This is a genomic window from Pseudomonas sp. GW821-FHT09C10, assembly GCF_059418085.1.
Genome location: NZ_JBWKPE010000008.1, coordinates 63,620 through 78,047 on the forward strand (window position 1 = coordinate 63,620; position 14,428 = coordinate 78,047).

Consider the following 14,428-nt stretch of genomic DNA (forward strand, 5'->3'; position numbering starts at 1 on the left):
CCCTGCTCTCGTTTAAATGAGGCGTAAGTCTAAAGACCGATGCACCCAGCGGCAAGCAAAGGCCAAATGTGGGAGGGGGCCGGTCGAATCGTCGCACCGCCCCTCCTGCATTTGCTTCGCCTGTCAGATCAGCCCGAACAGTAACTTGGGCATGTTCGCGAAGTCAGCCAGGTACGGGATGCCCCAGCCTTGTATCAGCTGGATCGCGATAAACGCGAAGATCGGCGAAATATCCAGGCCGCCGAGGTTGGGGACCCAGCGACGGAACGGCGCGAGCACCGGCTCGGTGATCTGAGACACCAGCTCGGCACCTGGGCTGCGGCTACCCGGTGCGACCCAGGACAGGATCACGCTGATGATCATCGACCAGAAGATGATCTTCAAAAACAACGAGAAGATCCCGATCAGTGCCCATGGCAACAGCAGCACGGTGTAAGGCAGGTAGCCCTTGAGCATCAGGACCAGCGCGAACAGCAGGATCTGCAGCAGCAATGCCAGCACCAGCGACGACATGTCCAGGCCGAACATGCTCGGGACCACCCGGCGCAGGGGCTTGAGCAGCGGTTGCGTGGCCTTCACCACGAATTGGCACAGCGGGTTGTAGAAGTTCGCCCGCACCAGTTGCAGGATAAAACGCATCAGCACGATCAGCAGGTACAGGCTGCCCAAGGTCTGGATGATGAAGATGACGGCGTCATTGAGTCCAAGCATCATTTATTCCTTCGTAGGGGGACGACTATTTGCCCAGCTGCTCGGCCATTTCAGCCGAACGATGTGCTGCGGCACCCAGTGCTTTTTCCACCAGGGCTTCAAAGCCCCCGGCCTGGAACGATTCGATGGCAGCCTGCGTGGTGCCGCCGGGGGAAGTGACGCGGCGGCGCAACTCGGCAGCGTCCACTTCACTGGAGACAGCCATTTTCGCGGCGCCCAGGGCGGTTTGCTCGGCCAGTTGCTCGGCGACTTGCTGCGGCAGGCCCAGTTTCACGCCGGCGGCGGTCATGGCCTCGATCAGCAGGAAGAAGTAAGCCGGGCCGCTGCCCGAGACGGCGGTGACCGCGTCCAGTTGCTGCTCCTGTTCCAGCCACAGGGCGATGCCCACGGCAGACAGCAGTTCCTGGGCCTGGTCACGTTGCTCGGCGGTCACCTCGTGGGTGGCGTACAAACCGCTCACGCCCTGGCGCAGCAGCGCCGGGGTGTTGGGCATGCAACGTACGATCGGCTGGGCACCGAGCCAGTTGTTCATGCTGGCGCAGGTGATGCCGGCAGCTATGGACACCACCAGTTGGTGCGGCTGCAGGCTTGGGCGCAGGCTTTCGCACACGGCCTTCATCGCCTGTGGCTTGACCGCCAGCACGATCACATCGACACCTTGGATGGCTTCGGCGTTATCGACGAAGGTTTCGATACCGTGCTCGGCGCTGACGCGGGCACGGGTCTCGGCGCCCGGGTCGCTGGCGCGGATTTGCGCGGCGTCCAGGCCCTTGGCTCGCAGGCCGCCGATCAGGCTGGCCGCCATGTTGCCGGCGCCGATAAAGGCAATACGCGTGTTGCTCATGACAGGTCCTTACTTAGATGGATGTCAGCCATTTCATGGCTGGCCGTAGTCGCGGGCGCCAAACAGGGCGGTACCGATCCGCACCCAGGTGGCGCCTTGGGCGATGGCTGACTCAAGGTCGTGACTCATGCCCATGGAAAGTGTGTCGAGCGGCAGGTTCAGGCTGTTTTGCAGGTCGCGCACGCTGGCGAACGCTGCGTCTTGTTCGGCCCGATCGTCCGTCGGCTCGGGAATCGCCATCAGGCCCCGCAGCTTCAAGCGCGGCAGGGCGCTGATGGCGTTGGCCAGGGCCGGCAGGTCGGCGGGGGTGCAGCCGGACTTGCTGGCCTCGCCACTGACATTGACCTGGATGCAGATATTCAGCGGTGGCAGCTCGGCCGGGCGTTGCTCGGACAGGCGTTGTGCAATTTTGAGACGGTCCACGGAATGCACCCAAGCGAAATTCTCGGCGATGGCGCGAGTCTTGTTCGATTGAATGGGGCCGATGAAGTGCCAACTCAAGGGCAGGTCGGTTAATTCGGCCTGCTTGCCCAGGGCTTCCTGCAGGTAGTTTTCGCCAAAATCACGCACCCCGGCGGCATAGGCTTCACGCACGGCTTGGGCGGGTTTGGTCTTGCTCACGGCCAGCAGATGGATGCTGCTTGCGTCACGTTGCACGGCGTCGGCTGCGGCGCGGATGCGCTGGCTAACCTGGCCGATGTTGTCTGCTATCGTCGACATTCAAGATGCGCCCGTGGATATGGAGTCCGCGGCATTCTACTGGAAATGGAAAGCCCTATGGATATCACTGAATTACTGGAGGCCGGCGTGCGTCGCGGCGCTTCCGACCTGCATTTGTCGGCCGGTGTGGCGCCCATGCTGCGCATTGATGGCGAAGTCTGGCCATTGGATTGGCCAGTGCTTTCACCCCCGCAAGTGGCGGATTTATTGAGCCCTTTGCTCAACCGCTACCAACAAAAGGATTTCGAAACATCTCTTGAAACGGATTTTGCCTTCGAGTTGCCGGGCGTGGCGCGGTTCCGGGCGAACGTATTCCAGCAGGATCGCGGCATGGGCGCGGTGTTTCGCACCATCCCGGGCAAGGTCCAGAGCCTGGAAAACCTCGGCCTGGGGGAGGTATTCCGGCGTATTGCCCAGTTGCCGCGTGGCCTGGTGCTGGTGACGGGCCCCACCGGCTCCGGCAAGTCCACTACCCTGGCGGCGATGATCGATTACCTCAATCAGCATCGGCGCCAGCATATCCTCACGCTGGAAGACCCCATCGAGTTTATCCACACGCCGAAAATCGCCCTGATCAACCAGCGCCAGGTGCATCGCGACACCCACAGTTTCTCGCTGGCCTTGCGTTCGGCGCTGCGCGAAGACCCCGACGTGATCCTGGTGGGCGAACTGCGCGACCTGGAAACCATCCGCCTGGCCCTGACGGCGGCTGAGACCGGGCATCTGGTATTTGGCACCCTGCACACCACCTCGGCGGCGAAGACCGTGGACAGGCTGGTGGACGTGTTCCCGGCGGGGGAAAAGGCCATGGTCCGCTCGATGCTGTCGGAGTCGTTGCAGGCGGTAGTGTCCCAGGTGCTGGTCAAGAAGGTTGGCGGCGGGCGGGTGGCGGCCCATGAAATCATGCTGGGTACGCCAGCCATTCGAAATTTGATCCGTGAGGACAAGGTGGCGCAGATGGTCTCGGCGATTCAGACCGGCGGCGCGTTGGGCATGAAAACGTTGGATATGAGCTTGAAGGCGTTGGTCACGGAAGGCGTGATCAGCCGGGAAGAGGCGCGGGAGAAGGCGAGGGTGCCTGGGGATATATAAGATTGGGAGATATAAGCAGGTCTAAATGTGGGAGGGGGCTTGCCCCCTCCCATATGTACTACTGCATTCCAGCTTCAGATCAGCGTTGTACTACCCGCAAGGTATTCTGCTCTTTCGGCAGAACCCGCTTGGCAATCACGTAGTTCTTGTCCCAGAACGGCTTTTTCAGCGTGTCGATGCTGACCGACTTGCCACGACGCGGTGCGTGGATGAAGCGGTCGTTGCCCAGGTAGATGGCTACGTGGTTCACCTGGCGGCTCTTCAGTTTGAAGAACAACAGGTCACCCGGTTTCAGGTCCTTGCGCTCAACCTTCTGCCCGTGACCGGCGGCCATGGCGTTGGAGGTGCGCGGCAGATCCACGGCCGCTACGTCGTTAAACGCATATTTCACCAGGCCGCTGCAGTCGAACCCTTTACTTGGGCTGCTGCCGCCCCAACGATAAGGAGTGCCGAGCACGTTTACGGCGCGGCTGAGGACGGTGCTGCTTTGCCTGGTGTTGACTGCCATCAGGCCTGGAACTGCTTTACCGTGGGCCTTGCTCAGTTGAGTCGGGCGGCTGACGGTCGGCTTTGCCGATTTGGCAGTGCTGGGCGCGCTGTGGACTTTAGGGGTGAAACCGTTGACGTTCGGAAGTCGTTGCTCACGATTGGTGGCGTGGGCGGCCAGTGGCATTAACAGGCAAATGGTTAGCCATGTCTTTAAAAATGGTCGCATTAGGCGTGGCTCTTATGGGTTTGCGCGCAACTTTATAACAGCTTTTTGTGTCGTTCTCAGGCCGTTTGTCGACTGAACCTTGGGGTCAAACTGAGGAAAAACGCGACGATTCGCCGCGATTGTCCTACACAAGTCAGGTGGCATAAGGCTTTCAGGGGAGGGAAGATACCATTTGCCGTACGTCGGGCGCCTGTAAAAAAGTCACAAAGAAACTGAAAAAATTTATCTATCGAAGCAAAAGAGGTACGCCATGAACACCTATCAACAGGTTGGTCCGCAGCAAGACACCCACAGCAAGGTGATCGGTTACCTGCTCTGGATTTTCGGGTTTACCGGTGCCCATCGTTTCTATTACGGCAAACCGGTCACTGGAACGATCTGGTTTTTCACCCTCGGCTTGCTGGGGATCGGCTGGCTGATCGACCTGTTCCTGATTCCGGCCATGGACCGTGAAGCGGACCTGCGTTTTACCGCTGGGCCTATTGAATACAACGTGGCGTGGATTCTGTTGGCGTTTCTGGGGGTGTTCGGCGTGCACCGCATGTACCAGGGCAAATGGATCACTGGCCTGATCTACCTGCTGACCGGCGGGTTGTTCCTGGTGGGGGTGCTGTATGACTTCTGGACGTTGAATACCCAGGTTTCGATCCGCAATGCCGAGCGCAACGGCGGCCGGTAGATCATAAATAACCTGTAGGAGCGAGCTTGCTCGCTCCTACAGGTTTTAATGGCTCAAGCCTGATAGCTGATGCGCCCATCCACCAAGGTGTAGCGCACGCTCGCCGGCAGGCTATGGCCGATGAACGGGCAGTTCTCACCCTTGGACAGCCAGTGCTCGCCCGCAACCGTGGAGCCGGCCGGGTCAAACAGCACCAGATCCGCCGCCGACCCCACCGCCAGCTTGCCCGCCGGCAGGCGCAAGGCCTCGGCCGGGCCTGCGCTCAGGCGCGCCAGCAGTGTCGGCAGGTCCAGCAAACCGTCTTCCACCAACGTCATCGCCAGCGGCAGCAACAGCTCCACGCTGCTGATGCCCGGCTCTGTCGCGCCGAACGGCGCCAGCTTGGCATCGCGCTCATGGGGCTGGTGGTGGCTGGAAATCGCCGAGACCACACCGGATTTGACTGCCGCACGCAAACCGTCACGATCGGCCAATGTGCGCAGCGGCGGTTGCACGTGGTAAAGGCTGGAGAAGTCGATCAGCGCCTCATCCGTCAGCAGCAACTGATACAACGCCACGTCTGCCGTCACCGGCAGGCCACGGGCCTGGGCCTGGGCGATCAGGGCCACGCCCCGGGCGCTGGTCAGTTGGCTGAAGTGCGCACGCACGCCGCTTTGTTCCACCAGCAGCAGGTCACGGGCCAGGGCTACGGTTTCAGCGGTTTCCGGAATGCCCGGCAAGCCGAGGAAGCTGGCGACCGCACCTTCATGGGCCAGGCCGCCTTCGGCCAGGTCGCGGTCCTGGGAGTGGAAGATCACCGTCAAGTCGAAGGTGGCCGCGTATTCCAGGGCGCGGCACAGGGTACGGGTGCTGCGGAAACTCTCCAGGCCGTTGCCGAACGCCACGCAACCGGCGTCGCGCAGGGCGATCAGTTCGGCGAGTTGTTCGCCTTCCAGGCCTTTGCTCAGGGCGCCGATGGGGAACACTTTGCAATTGCCGGCTTCACGGGCGCGGTCGAGGATCAGTTCGGTCACGGCCGACGTGTCGAGCACCGGCTTGGTGTGCGGTGGGCAGCACAGGCTGGTGACGCCACCGGCTGCGGCCGCGCGGGTTTCGCTGTTGATAGTGCCTTTGCGGCTGTAGCCCGGCTCGCGCAGGGCGACGTTCAGGTCCACCAGGCCGGGCGCGGCCACCAGGCCTTTGGCGTCGATGGTCTCGCTGGGGCTGAAAGCACCGGGCGCGGCGCCGATGGCGATGATCCGGCCGGCCTCCAGGTGCAGATCGGTAACCTGATCCAGGCCGCTGGCCGGATCGATGACTCGGGCGCCGAGAATGCTGAGCTTCACTGGGCCTTCTCCTGCTCGAATTGACGTTGCGCGGTTTGCCCGCTCATGGCCATGGACAACACCGCCATGCGCACGGCGATGCCATACGTGACCTGGTTGAGAATCACCGACTGGCTGCCGTCGGCCACCGCCGACTCAATCTCCACGCCTCGGTTGATCGGCCCCGGGTGCATTACGATGGCGTCGGGCTTGGCGCCGGCCAGGCGTGCGGTGGTCAGGCCGAACAGGCGGTAGAACTCGCCTTCGCTCGGCAGCAGGCCACCCGACATGCGTTCGCGTTGCAGGCGCAGCATGATCACCACGTCCACATCCTTGAGGCCTTCGGTCATGTCGGTGTAGACCTTCACGCCGTATTGCTCGATGCCGATGGGCAAGAGGGTTTTCGGTGCGATCACGCGGATGTCCGGGCAACCCAGGGTTTTCAGGGCCAGCATGTTCGAGCGTGCCACCCGCGAGTGCAGGATGTCGCCGACGATGGCCACCGAGAGGTTTTCAAAGCTGCCCTTGTGCCGACGTATGGTGAGCATGTCGAGCATGCCCTGGGTCGGGTGGGCGTGACGGCCGTCGCCGCCGTTGATGATCGCCACCTGCGGGCACACGTGCTCGGCAATGAAGTGGGCGGCACCGGAGTCGCCGTGGCGCACCACGAACATGTCGGCGGCCATCGCTTCCAGGTTGCGCAGGGTGTCGAGCAGGGTCTCGCCCTTGCTCGCCGACGAGGTGGACACGTTCAGCGTGATCACGTCGGCCGACAGCCGTTGGGCCGCCAGTTCAAAGGTGGTGCGTGTACGGGTGGAGTTCTCGAAGAACACGTTGCAGATGGTCTTGCCGCGCAGCAACGGGACTTTCTTCACCGCCCGGCCGCCAACCTCGAGGAACGAGTCGGCGGTGTCGAGGATTTCGGTGAGCAGTTCGCGGGGCAAACCGTCGAGGGACAAGAAGTGTTGCAACTGGCCCTGAGCATTGAGCTGCAGCGGGCGCTTGGCATCTAGAGGCGTCATCGCGGGGACTCTTTACAAGGCGGTTTAAAGGGCAAGGTCTTGCAGTTCGAGTTCGAGCGGCGTGGGACCGGACAATTTTACTCGCTGGCTGGCCTCAAGGGACAGCGTGGCGCCAACCACGTCCGGGCTGATGGGCAGTTCGCCTGCGTCCAGGTCCAGCAGGCAGACCAGGGTGATGCTGGCCGGGCGCCCGTAATCGAACAATTCATTCATGGCGGCGCGGATGGTACGGCCGCTCATCAGCACGTCGTCGATCAGCACCAGGTGCTGGCCTTCAATCTCGAACGGCAGGGCGGACGGGCGCACTTGCGGGTGCAGGCCGTTCTGGCTGAAGTCGTCGCGGTAGAAGGACACGTCCAGGGTACCCAAGGGTGAGTCGCTGCCCAGTTCGTCCAGCAACGCTTGGGCGACCCACACACCGCCGGTGCGAATGCCGATAAAGCGCGGTTCGCTGATGCCACGGTGTTCCAGGTGCGCCTTGAGGCGTAACGCCATCTGGCGGATCAGTTCGGTGGGATTGGGCAGGCTCATGGTGGCTCCTTCAAGGCCTTGCGCGGCCGAGGCGACGACAAGGTCCGGGCTCAAACGTAAGAAGACGCGGCAAGCCGCGTCAGTCAGGATTCAAATAAAGCAGTGTTTTCGTCCAGCCAGCCCTGCAACAGCAAGGCGGCGGCGATGGCGTCCACCGGGTTGTCGCGGTAGCTGCCTTTCTGGCCGCCACGGTCACGGCGCTCGCCCTTGGCTTCAAAGGTGGTCAGGCGTTCATCGTGGGTATAGAAGGGCAGGTTGTAGCGGCCATTAAGACGGCGGGCGAACTTTTCGGCGCGCAGGCACATGTCGCTGGGGGTGCCGTCCATGTTCAGGGGCAGGCCGACCACTACGGCATCGGGCTTCCACTCTTTGATCAGAGCTTCGACCTGGTTCCAGTCCGGTATGCCGTTCTGGGCCTTGAGGGTGCACAGCTCGCGGGCCTGGCCGGTGATGACCTGGCCGACCGCTACGCCGATCTGCTTGGTGCCGTAGTCAAAACCGAGGATCAGACGCAAGGCCATCAGGCGTGCCCCGCCTGGCTGGTCAGCAGGCTGAGGTTGACCCGCAGCTTGGCCGCGGCGGCTTCCAGGCGCAGTTCGCTTGCGGTGTTGAACAGGATGTCGGCATCGAACGGGCAGGTCAGCCAGGCATTGCTGGCCAGTTCGGCTTCCAGTTGCCCGGCTTCCCAGCCGGCGTAACCCAGGGTGATCACACTTTGCTCAGGGCCCACGCCGTCGGCGATGGCGAACAACACGTCCTGGGAGGTGGACAGCGAGACTCCGTCCAGGTCCACCGTGGCCTGGAACTTCGGCCCGGTGGGGTGCAGCACAAAGCCGCGATCGGTCTGCACCGGCCCGCCGATGTAGATCGGCACGCCCTGGCAACGGGCCGGTGGGTCGACCTCCGGGCGCAGTTGTTCAAGGATATCGGCCAGGTTCAGCGCCTGCGGGCGGTTCACCACCAGCCCCATGGCACCATTGGCCGTGTGCTCGACGATGTAGGTCAAGGTCTGCGCAAAGTTCGGGTCGGCCATATGGGGCATGGCGATCAGGAATTGGTGCTTGAGGTAGGTCGGGCTGACATTTTTCATGTCCGCTAGTGTGGCGTTGGAGGGGCGAACTGACAAGCTGGACGTGACCCGAATACAGTGCTGTCGGCTTTTCTGTAGGACGGCGCGTTCAGTTGCTGGAAAGGCGATCACCCTTGGCAAACTTCCAGGTGCGGATGATTTCCAGGCGGTCCACATCGTTCAAGTCCCCGGTAAACGGGGCAAAGGGCGCGGCCAGGCGCACGATGCGTTGGGCGGCCTGGTCCAGCAGCGGCTGACCGGACGATTCCAGCACCTGCACTTCATATAAGGTGCCGTCGCGGTTGATCGACACCAAAAGACGCAAATTGCCGTAGATCTGCTGGCGCCGAGCCTCTTCCGGGTAGTTGAGGTTACCGATGCGCTCGACCTTCTTACGCCACTCGTCCTTATACCAGGCACCCTTGTCGCGCATGGTCGAAGCGGCGTTCAAGCGGTAAATGCGTGGTCGCTTGGCGTACAGCTGTTGTTCATGGGCCAGTTCGGCCTCCAGGCTGGAAATTTCGTCGGACAGTGTCGAACTGTCGAACGTCGGCGCCGGCTTCACGGGCTCGGGTTGCGGCTCGGTCTTGGTTTTCTCGCGCTGGACTGGGGCTTTTTGCGGCTTGGGTGCGACGGTGGTCACCGTGGGCTTGGGCGTGGCCTGTTTGACTTCAGGCTTGGGCGCCGGCGGCGGTGTGACCTTATTGACCTTGTTGTCCTGGAAGGGCGCCACTTCGGTGGTCTTGGGGATCGCCTTCTTGTCCAGGGTGCCACTGCCCTGCTGGTTGTCCTGGGCGAGAAAGTCCGCCTTCTCGGGCTTCTTTTCACTCTTGAACGTGGCGAGGGTGATTTCCAGGGTCTTGGTGATCTGCTTGGGCTCGACCATGGTGAAACCCACGCCGAGGATCAAGGCCAGGTGAATCAATGCCGCGAGAAACAGGGTAAATCCGAGCCGATCAGCCGGGCGCACGCCGCTGTGGGAGAGTTCGGAGGGCAGATCGGACGGGAGTGTCATGACAAAAAAACCAACATCGCGCGTTTCACAGGTCGGGCATGATAGCGCAATGTTGGTGTGTGTCCGGCTGTTCTATATCACTTGGCCTGCAGCTTGCGTTCGATGGCGGCCATCAACATTTCGCCGATGTTCGTGCCAAATGCGTTGTCGATCTCGCGAATGCAGGTCGGGCTGGTGACGTTGATTTCGGTGAGGTTTTCACCAATCACGTCAAGGCCGACAAACAGCAAACCCTTTTCCCGCAGGGTCGGGCCAACCTGGCTGGCGATCCAGCGGTCCTTGTCGGACAACGGCCGCGCTTCGCCACGACCACCGGCTGCCAGGTTGCCACGGGTCTCGCCCGCCGCCGGAATACGCGCCAGGCAGTAATCCACCGGCTCGCCGTCGATCATCAGGATGCGTTTGTCGCCGTCCTTGATGGCCGGCAGGTAGGCCTGGCCCATGATCTGCTGGGTGCCCAGGGCGGTCAGGGTTTCGAGGATCACCGACAGGTTCGGGTCGCCGGCGCGGTGACGGAAGATCGAGGTGCCACCCATGCCGTCCAGCGGCTTGAGGATCACATCACCGTGTTTGGCGGCAAATTCACGCAGCACGTCGGCGCGACGGCTGACCACGGTGGGCGGTGTGCACTGCGGGAACAACGTGGCGAACAGCTTTTCATTGCAGTCGCGCAGGCTTTGCGGCTTGTTGACGATCAGCACGCCGGCACGCTCGGCCTGCTCCAGCAGGTAGGTGGAGTAGACGAACTCCATGTCGAACGGCGGGTCCTTGCGCATCAGGATCACGTCGAGGTCGCTCAGGGGGCTGTCGATTTCGTCCTGCAGTTCGAACCACTTCTCGGGGTTGGCAAACACCTGCAGCGGGCGCATGCGTGCACGGGCCTCGCCGTCGCCCTGGTAAAGGTCGCGCTGTTCCATATAGAACAGGCTCCAGCCGCGGGCCTGGGCGGCCAGGAGCATGGCCAGCGAGCTGTCCTTTTTATAGGAAATGCTGGCGATAGGGTCCATGACAATGCCGACGCGAACGCTCATGGGGGATTTCCTCTAGCAAAATTGGGGCGCATAAAAGTGGCGTCAGAGTGGCGCTGCGGCTGTTGTGGGTCAAGGAAAAACCACCGGGCGGGTGCCTCGATAGATTGCTCCCCGAGACTGTGCTAAAAAGACTGCCACGGCGCAGCAGCCCTTGAATTCCAAGGCCTGCGGCGCTCATCCTGTGCAACATCAGGCAGTACACACCGAAAACCGATTCGCTGTGGCGATGGTAGAGCAGATATGGAACAGCATTCCAACGCCTTGAGAGTGATGGTGATCGACGACTCGAAGACGATCCGCCGCACCGCCGAGACGCTGTTGAAGAACGTGGGCTGCGATGTCATCACGGCCATCGACGGTTTCGATGCCCTGGCCCGGATTGTGGATCATCACCCGCACATTATCTTTGTCGACATCATGATGCCGCGCCTGGATGGCTATCAGACCTGCGCCCTGGTGAAGAACAACCCGGTGTTCAAGTCGATCCCGGTGATCATGCTGTCCTCCAAGGACGGCCTGTTCGACAAGGCCAAGGGGCGCATCGTGGGTGTCGATCAGTTTTTGACCAAGCCTTTCAGCAAGGAAGAGCTGCTGAGTGCGATCAAGGCCTATGTGCCCGGGTTCGCCGCAGTGGAACAAGCACACTGACGCCGCCTCACAAGGGCCGGTGCCGACCAATGTAGTGGGGAAAACCATGGCACGTGTTCTGATCGTCGACGATTCGCCGACCGAAATGTACAAACTGACCGGCATGCTGGAAAAGCACGGCCATCAGGTCCTCAAGGCCGAGAACGGCGCCGACGGCGTGGCCCTGGCCCGCCAGGAAAAGCCCGACGCCGTGCTGATGGACATCGTGATGCCGGGCCTCAATGGCTTCCAGGCCACTCGACAGCTGTCCAAGGAGCCGGAAACCAACGGCATCCCGATCATCATCATCACCACCAAGGATCAGGAGACCGACAAGATCTGGGGCGCACGCCAGGGTGCCAAGGATTACCTGACCAAGCCTGTGGACGAGGAAACCCTGATCGCCACCCTGAACAAGGTGCTGGCCGGCTGACGGCACGCCATCATGACCGAGTCGCAAACCGCCTTCGAGTTGCTGCTGGACATCGACCGCCGCTGCCGCCTGCTGGCCGCCGACCTGCCATCCCAGGAAACCCGCCTGCAACGCTGGAGCGGGATTGGCTTTCGCCTGGGGCAGCATTGGTATGTCGCGCCCATGGGCGAAGTCGCCGAAGTCCTGCATGAGCCGCGTTGCACTTTAATGCCCGGGGTCAAGGCCTGGGTCAAGGGTGTTGCTAACCTGCGCGGGCGTTTGTTGCCGGTGATGGACCTCGGCGGCTTCCTTGGCCTTGAGCTGTCCAAGGCGCGCAAGCAACGGCGAGTGCTGGTGGTGGAATACAACGATCTGTTTGTCGGGCTGCTGGTAGATGAGGTGGTGGGGATGCAGCATTTTGCACAAGACGCCTTGCTGGCGAACACCAGCCCCAGCGCGCCGTTTATCCAGGGTCACTTCGATGGTGAGCCGCTGTGGCAGGTCTTCAGCCCCTTCGCCCTGGCCCAGGCCCCTGGCTTCATGGATGTCGCCGCATGACCACCGCTACTACGCCCAAACCCCAGGCCGGCTCACGTAGCCGTTCACAGATCATCGTGCTGTTTATCGCGCTGATCGTGTTCATCATGCTGCTGTTCGCCAACTTTGCTTACCTCAACACCCAGTCCACCTACGACAAGCAGTACATCGGCCACGCCGGTGAACTGCGCGTGCTGTCCCAACGCATTGCCAAGAATGCTACCGAGGCCGCCGCCGGCAAGGCCGCCGCATTCAAGCTGTTGGGCGATGCGCGCAACGACTTTGCCCGACGCTGGGGCTACCTGAAAAAAGGCGACCCGGAAACCGGCCTGCCCGCTGCGCCCAGTGCGGTCCGTGCCGAAATGCGCGCGGTGCAGACCGACTGGGAGGCACTGCTGAAAAACACCGACGCGATCCTCGCCAGCGAACAGACCGTGTTGTCACTGCACCAAGTGGCCGCGACCCTCGCCGAAACCGTACCGCAATTGCAGATGGAATCGGAAAAGGTCGTCGACATCCTGCTGCAACGCGGCGCGCCGGCCAGCCAGGTGGCCTTGGCCCAGCGCCAGTCGCTGCTGGCCGAGCGTATCTTGGGCGCGGTCAACACGGTGCTGGCCGGTGACGAAACCGCCGTCCAGGCCGCCGACACCTTTGGCCGCGACGCCAATCGCTTCGGGCAGGTGCTCAATGGCATGCTCAACGGCAACCCCGGGCTGCGCATCACCCAGGTCGAAGACCGCGATGCCCGCGCGCGGCTGGCGGAAATCGCCGAGTTGTTCGAGTTTGTCTCCGGCTCCGTGGATGAAATTCTCGAAACCTCGCCACAGCTGTTCCAGGTCCGCGCCTCGGCGAGCAATATTTTCAACCTGTCGCAAACCCTGCTCGATGAAGCCTCGCACCTGGCCACCGGTTTTGAAAACCTCGCCAGCGGACGCAGCTTCGACACCATCGGCGGCTATGTGCTGGGCCTGTTGGCGCTGGCCTCGATCATCCTGATCGGCCTGGTGATGGTGCGCGAAACCAACCGCCAACTGCACGAGACCGCCGAGAAGAACGAGCGCAACCAGAACGCGATCATGCGCCTGCTCGATGAAATCGAAGACCTGGCCGACGGCGACCTCACCGTGACCGCCTCGGTGACTGAAGACTTCACCGGCACCATCGCCGACTCCATCAACTATTCCGTGGACCAACTGCGCGACCTGGTGGCCACCATCAACCTCACCGCCGGGCAGGTGGCGGGTGCCGTGCAAGAGACCCAGGCCACCGCCATGCACCTGGCCCAGGCCTCCGAGCATCAGGCCCAGCAGATCGCCGAAGCTTCCACCGCGATCAACCAGATGGCCCAGTCCATCGACCAGGTGTCGGCCAACGCGGCCGAATCCTCGGCGGTGGCGGAACGTTCGGTAGAAATCGCCAACAAAGGCAACGAGGTGGTGCACAACACCATCCACGGCATGGACAATATTCGCGAACAGATCCAGGACACCGCTAAGCGCATCAAGCGCCTGGGCGAGTCGTCCCAGGAGATTGGCGACATCGTCAGCCTGATCGACGACATTGCCGACCAGACCAACATCCTCGCCCTCAACGCCGCGATCCAGGCGAGCATGGCCGGGGATGCCGGGCGCGGCTTTGCGGTGGTGGCCGATGAAGTGCAACGGCTGGCCGAGCGTTCGTCGGCGGCCACCCGGCAGATTGAAACCCTGGTGCGCGCGATCCAGGCCGACACCAACGAAGCCGTCATTTCCATGGAGCAGACCACCACCGAAGTGGTGCGCGGTGCACGGCTGGCCCAGGACGCCGGGGTGGCGCTGGAAGAGATCGAAGGCGTATCGAAAACCCTGGCCGCGCTGATCCAGAGCATCTCCAACGCGGCGCAGCAACAGACCTCATCGGCGGGGCAGATCTCCCTGACCATGAACGTGATCCAACAGATCACCACGCAGACGTCATCGGGCTCCACCGCTACCGCCGAAAGCATCGGCAACTTGGCGAAGATGGCCAGCCAGTTGCGCAGGTCGGTGTCGGGTTTCACCCTGCCAGCGGCCAAACAGGTTGATGATTGAAATGCGATCCAAATGTGGGAGGGGCTTGCCCCCTCCCACACTAGATCTCT

17 protein-coding genes are annotated in these 14,428 nt (G+C 62.1%); 6 read left to right on the forward strand and 11 right to left on the reverse strand.

Annotated elements, in window-relative coordinates:
- Positions 1–123: 123 nt before the first annotated feature.
- Genes AC07OT_RS16590 through AC07OT_RS16600 form a run of 3 tightly spaced genes read right to left on the reverse strand, consistent with a single transcriptional unit; the run spans position 124 to position 2,275 of the window.
- A complete protein-coding gene (locus tag AC07OT_RS16590; RefSeq protein WP_065938117.1) occupies positions 124–711 on the reverse strand; it encodes a YggT family protein in 588 nt (195 codons plus the stop codon).
- A gap of 25 nt (positions 712–736) precedes the next feature.
- Positions 737–1,555 carry a pyrroline-5-carboxylate reductase gene (gene proC, locus AC07OT_RS16595; protein ID WP_495108536.1) on the reverse strand — a complete coding sequence of 273 codons (819 nt, stop codon included), beginning with the start codon at positions 1,553–1,555 and terminating at the stop codon, positions 737–739.
- Between the two features lie 33 nt (positions 1,556–1,588).
- A complete protein-coding gene (locus tag AC07OT_RS16600; RefSeq protein ID WP_495108537.1) occupies positions 1,589–2,275 on the reverse strand; it encodes a YggS family pyridoxal phosphate-dependent enzyme in 687 nt (228 codons plus the stop codon).
- 57 nt (positions 2,276–2,332) lie between these two features.
- Between AC07OT_RS16600 and AC07OT_RS16605 the strand changes: the two genes are divergently transcribed.
- Positions 2,333–3,367 (forward strand): type IV pilus twitching motility protein PilT, encoded by a 1,035-nt coding sequence (locus AC07OT_RS16605; RefSeq protein ID WP_495108538.1) that lies wholly within the window; start codon positions 2,333–2,335, stop codon positions 3,365–3,367.
- Between the two features lie 79 nt (positions 3,368–3,446).
- Here AC07OT_RS16605 and AC07OT_RS16610 read toward each other — a convergent pair whose 3' ends face one another.
- Entirely contained in the window at positions 3,447–4,082 is a 636-nt protein-coding gene (locus tag AC07OT_RS16610) for a C40 family peptidase (RefSeq protein ID WP_027606089.1), read from the reverse strand.
- A 250-nt stretch (positions 4,083–4,332) separates the two neighbouring features.
- Between AC07OT_RS16610 and AC07OT_RS16615 the strand changes: the two genes are divergently transcribed.
- Positions 4,333–4,761 carry an NINE protein gene (locus tag AC07OT_RS16615; RefSeq protein WP_027606088.1) on the forward strand — a complete coding sequence of 143 codons (429 nt, stop codon included), beginning with the start codon at positions 4,333–4,335 and terminating at the stop codon, positions 4,759–4,761.
- 53 nt (positions 4,762–4,814) lie between these two features.
- On the opposite strand, the gene AC07OT_RS16620 is transcribed toward AC07OT_RS16615, so the two are convergent.
- The 7 genes from AC07OT_RS16620 to gshB form a co-directional block, all read right to left on the reverse strand.
- Complete coding sequence (locus AC07OT_RS16620; RefSeq protein ID WP_115485580.1) at positions 4,815–6,086, reverse strand: dihydroorotase; 1,272 nt, start codon at positions 6,084–6,086, stop codon at positions 4,815–4,817.
- A complete protein-coding gene (locus tag AC07OT_RS16625; protein WP_027606086.1) occupies positions 6,083–7,087 on the reverse strand; it encodes an aspartate carbamoyltransferase catalytic subunit in 1,005 nt (334 codons plus the stop codon). The genes AC07OT_RS16620 and AC07OT_RS16625 overlap by 4 nt, the downstream gene beginning before the upstream one ends.
- A 24-nt stretch (positions 7,088–7,111) precedes the next feature.
- Entirely contained in the window at positions 7,112–7,618 is a 507-nt protein-coding gene (pyrR, locus tag AC07OT_RS16630; RefSeq protein WP_495108539.1) for a bifunctional pyr operon transcriptional regulator/uracil phosphoribosyltransferase PyrR, read from the reverse strand.
- An 83-nt stretch (positions 7,619–7,701) separates the two neighbouring features.
- Positions 7,702–8,139, reverse strand: a complete 438-nt coding sequence (gene ruvX, locus AC07OT_RS16635; protein ID WP_005792259.1) for a Holliday junction resolvase RuvX — start codon at positions 8,137–8,139, stop codon at positions 7,702–7,704.
- Positions 8,139–8,708, reverse strand: a complete 570-nt coding sequence (locus AC07OT_RS16640; RefSeq protein WP_027606084.1) for a YqgE/AlgH family protein — start codon at positions 8,706–8,708, stop codon at positions 8,139–8,141. Before AC07OT_RS16640 ends, ruvX begins: the two co-directional genes overlap by 1 nt.
- 88 nt (positions 8,709–8,796) lie before the next feature.
- Positions 8,797–9,702, reverse strand: coding sequence for an energy transducer TonB (locus AC07OT_RS16645; protein WP_027606083.1), 906 nt, complete (start codon positions 9,700–9,702; stop codon positions 8,797–8,799).
- 77 nt (positions 9,703–9,779) lie between these two features.
- Positions 9,780–10,733, reverse strand: coding sequence for a glutathione synthase (gshB, locus tag AC07OT_RS16650; protein WP_065923845.1), 954 nt, complete (start codon positions 10,731–10,733; stop codon positions 9,780–9,782).
- A 240-nt stretch (positions 10,734–10,973) separates the two neighbouring features.
- Between gshB and pilG the strand changes: the two genes are divergently transcribed.
- From pilG to AC07OT_RS16670, 4 genes are read left to right on the forward strand one after another with little or no spacing between them, the layout of a single operon-like run.
- Positions 10,974–11,381, forward strand: a complete 408-nt coding sequence (gene pilG, locus AC07OT_RS16655) for a twitching motility response regulator PilG (RefSeq protein ID WP_027606081.1) — start codon at positions 10,974–10,976, stop codon at positions 11,379–11,381.
- Positions 11,382–11,427: 46 nt separating this feature from the next.
- The gene (pilH, locus tag AC07OT_RS16660; RefSeq protein WP_014720320.1) at positions 11,428–11,793 is read left to right on the forward strand and encodes a twitching motility response regulator PilH; all 366 of its coding nucleotides are present in this window, start codon (positions 11,428–11,430) and stop codon (positions 11,791–11,793) included.
- A 12-nt stretch (positions 11,794–11,805) separates the two neighbouring features.
- Complete coding sequence (locus AC07OT_RS16665; RefSeq protein WP_141156221.1) at positions 11,806–12,330, forward strand: chemotaxis protein CheW; 525 nt, start codon at positions 11,806–11,808, stop codon at positions 12,328–12,330.
- Positions 12,327–14,378, forward strand: coding sequence for a methyl-accepting chemotaxis protein (locus AC07OT_RS16670; protein ID WP_027606079.1), 2,052 nt, complete (start codon positions 12,327–12,329; stop codon positions 14,376–14,378). The genes AC07OT_RS16665 and AC07OT_RS16670 overlap by 4 nt, the downstream gene beginning before the upstream one ends.
- The last annotated feature ends 50 nt before the right edge of the window (positions 14,379–14,428 follow it).

Coding starts and splice junctions, on each gene's coding strand:
- AC07OT_RS16590 (WP_065938117.1), bottom strand. CDS start 711: ATGCTTGGACTCAATGACGCCGTCATCTTCATCATCCAGACCTTGGGC.
- proC (WP_495108536.1), bottom strand. CDS start 1,555: ATGAGCAACACGCGTATTGCCTTTATCGGCGCCGGCAACATGGCGGCC.
- AC07OT_RS16600 (WP_495108537.1), bottom strand. CDS start 2,275: ATGTCGACGATAGCAGACAACATCGGCCAGGTTAGCCAGCGCATCCGC.
- AC07OT_RS16605 (WP_495108538.1), top strand. CDS start 2,333: ATGGATATCACTGAATTACTGGAGGCCGGCGTGCGTCGCGGCGCTTCC.
- AC07OT_RS16610 (WP_027606089.1), bottom strand. CDS start 4,082: ATGCGACCATTTTTAAAGACATGGCTAACCATTTGCCTGTTAATGCCA.
- AC07OT_RS16615 (WP_027606088.1), top strand. CDS start 4,333: ATGAACACCTATCAACAGGTTGGTCCGCAGCAAGACACCCACAGCAAG.
- AC07OT_RS16625 (WP_027606086.1), bottom strand. CDS start 7,087: ATGACGCCTCTAGATGCCAAGCGCCCGCTGCAGCTCAATGCTCAGGGC.
- pyrR (WP_495108539.1), bottom strand. CDS start 7,618: ATGAGCCTGCCCAATCCCACCGAACTGATCCGCCAGATGGCGTTACGC.
- ruvX (WP_005792259.1), bottom strand. CDS start 8,139: ATGGCCTTGCGTCTGATCCTCGGTTTTGACTACGGCACCAAGCAGATC.
- AC07OT_RS16640 (WP_027606084.1), bottom strand. CDS start 8,708: ATGAAAAATGTCAGCCCGACCTACCTCAAGCACCAATTCCTGATCGCC.
- AC07OT_RS16645 (WP_027606083.1), bottom strand. CDS start 9,702: ATGACACTCCCGTCCGATCTGCCCTCCGAACTCTCCCACAGCGGCGTG.
- gshB (WP_065923845.1), bottom strand. CDS start 10,733: ATGAGCGTTCGCGTCGGCATTGTCATGGACCCTATCGCCAGCATTTCC.
- pilG (WP_027606081.1), top strand. CDS start 10,974: ATGGAACAGCATTCCAACGCCTTGAGAGTGATGGTGATCGACGACTCG.
- pilH (WP_014720320.1), top strand. CDS start 11,428: ATGGCACGTGTTCTGATCGTCGACGATTCGCCGACCGAAATGTACAAA.
- AC07OT_RS16665 (WP_141156221.1), top strand. CDS start 11,806: ATGACCGAGTCGCAAACCGCCTTCGAGTTGCTGCTGGACATCGACCGC.
- AC07OT_RS16670 (WP_027606079.1), top strand. CDS start 12,327: ATGACCACCGCTACTACGCCCAAACCCCAGGCCGGCTCACGTAGCCGT.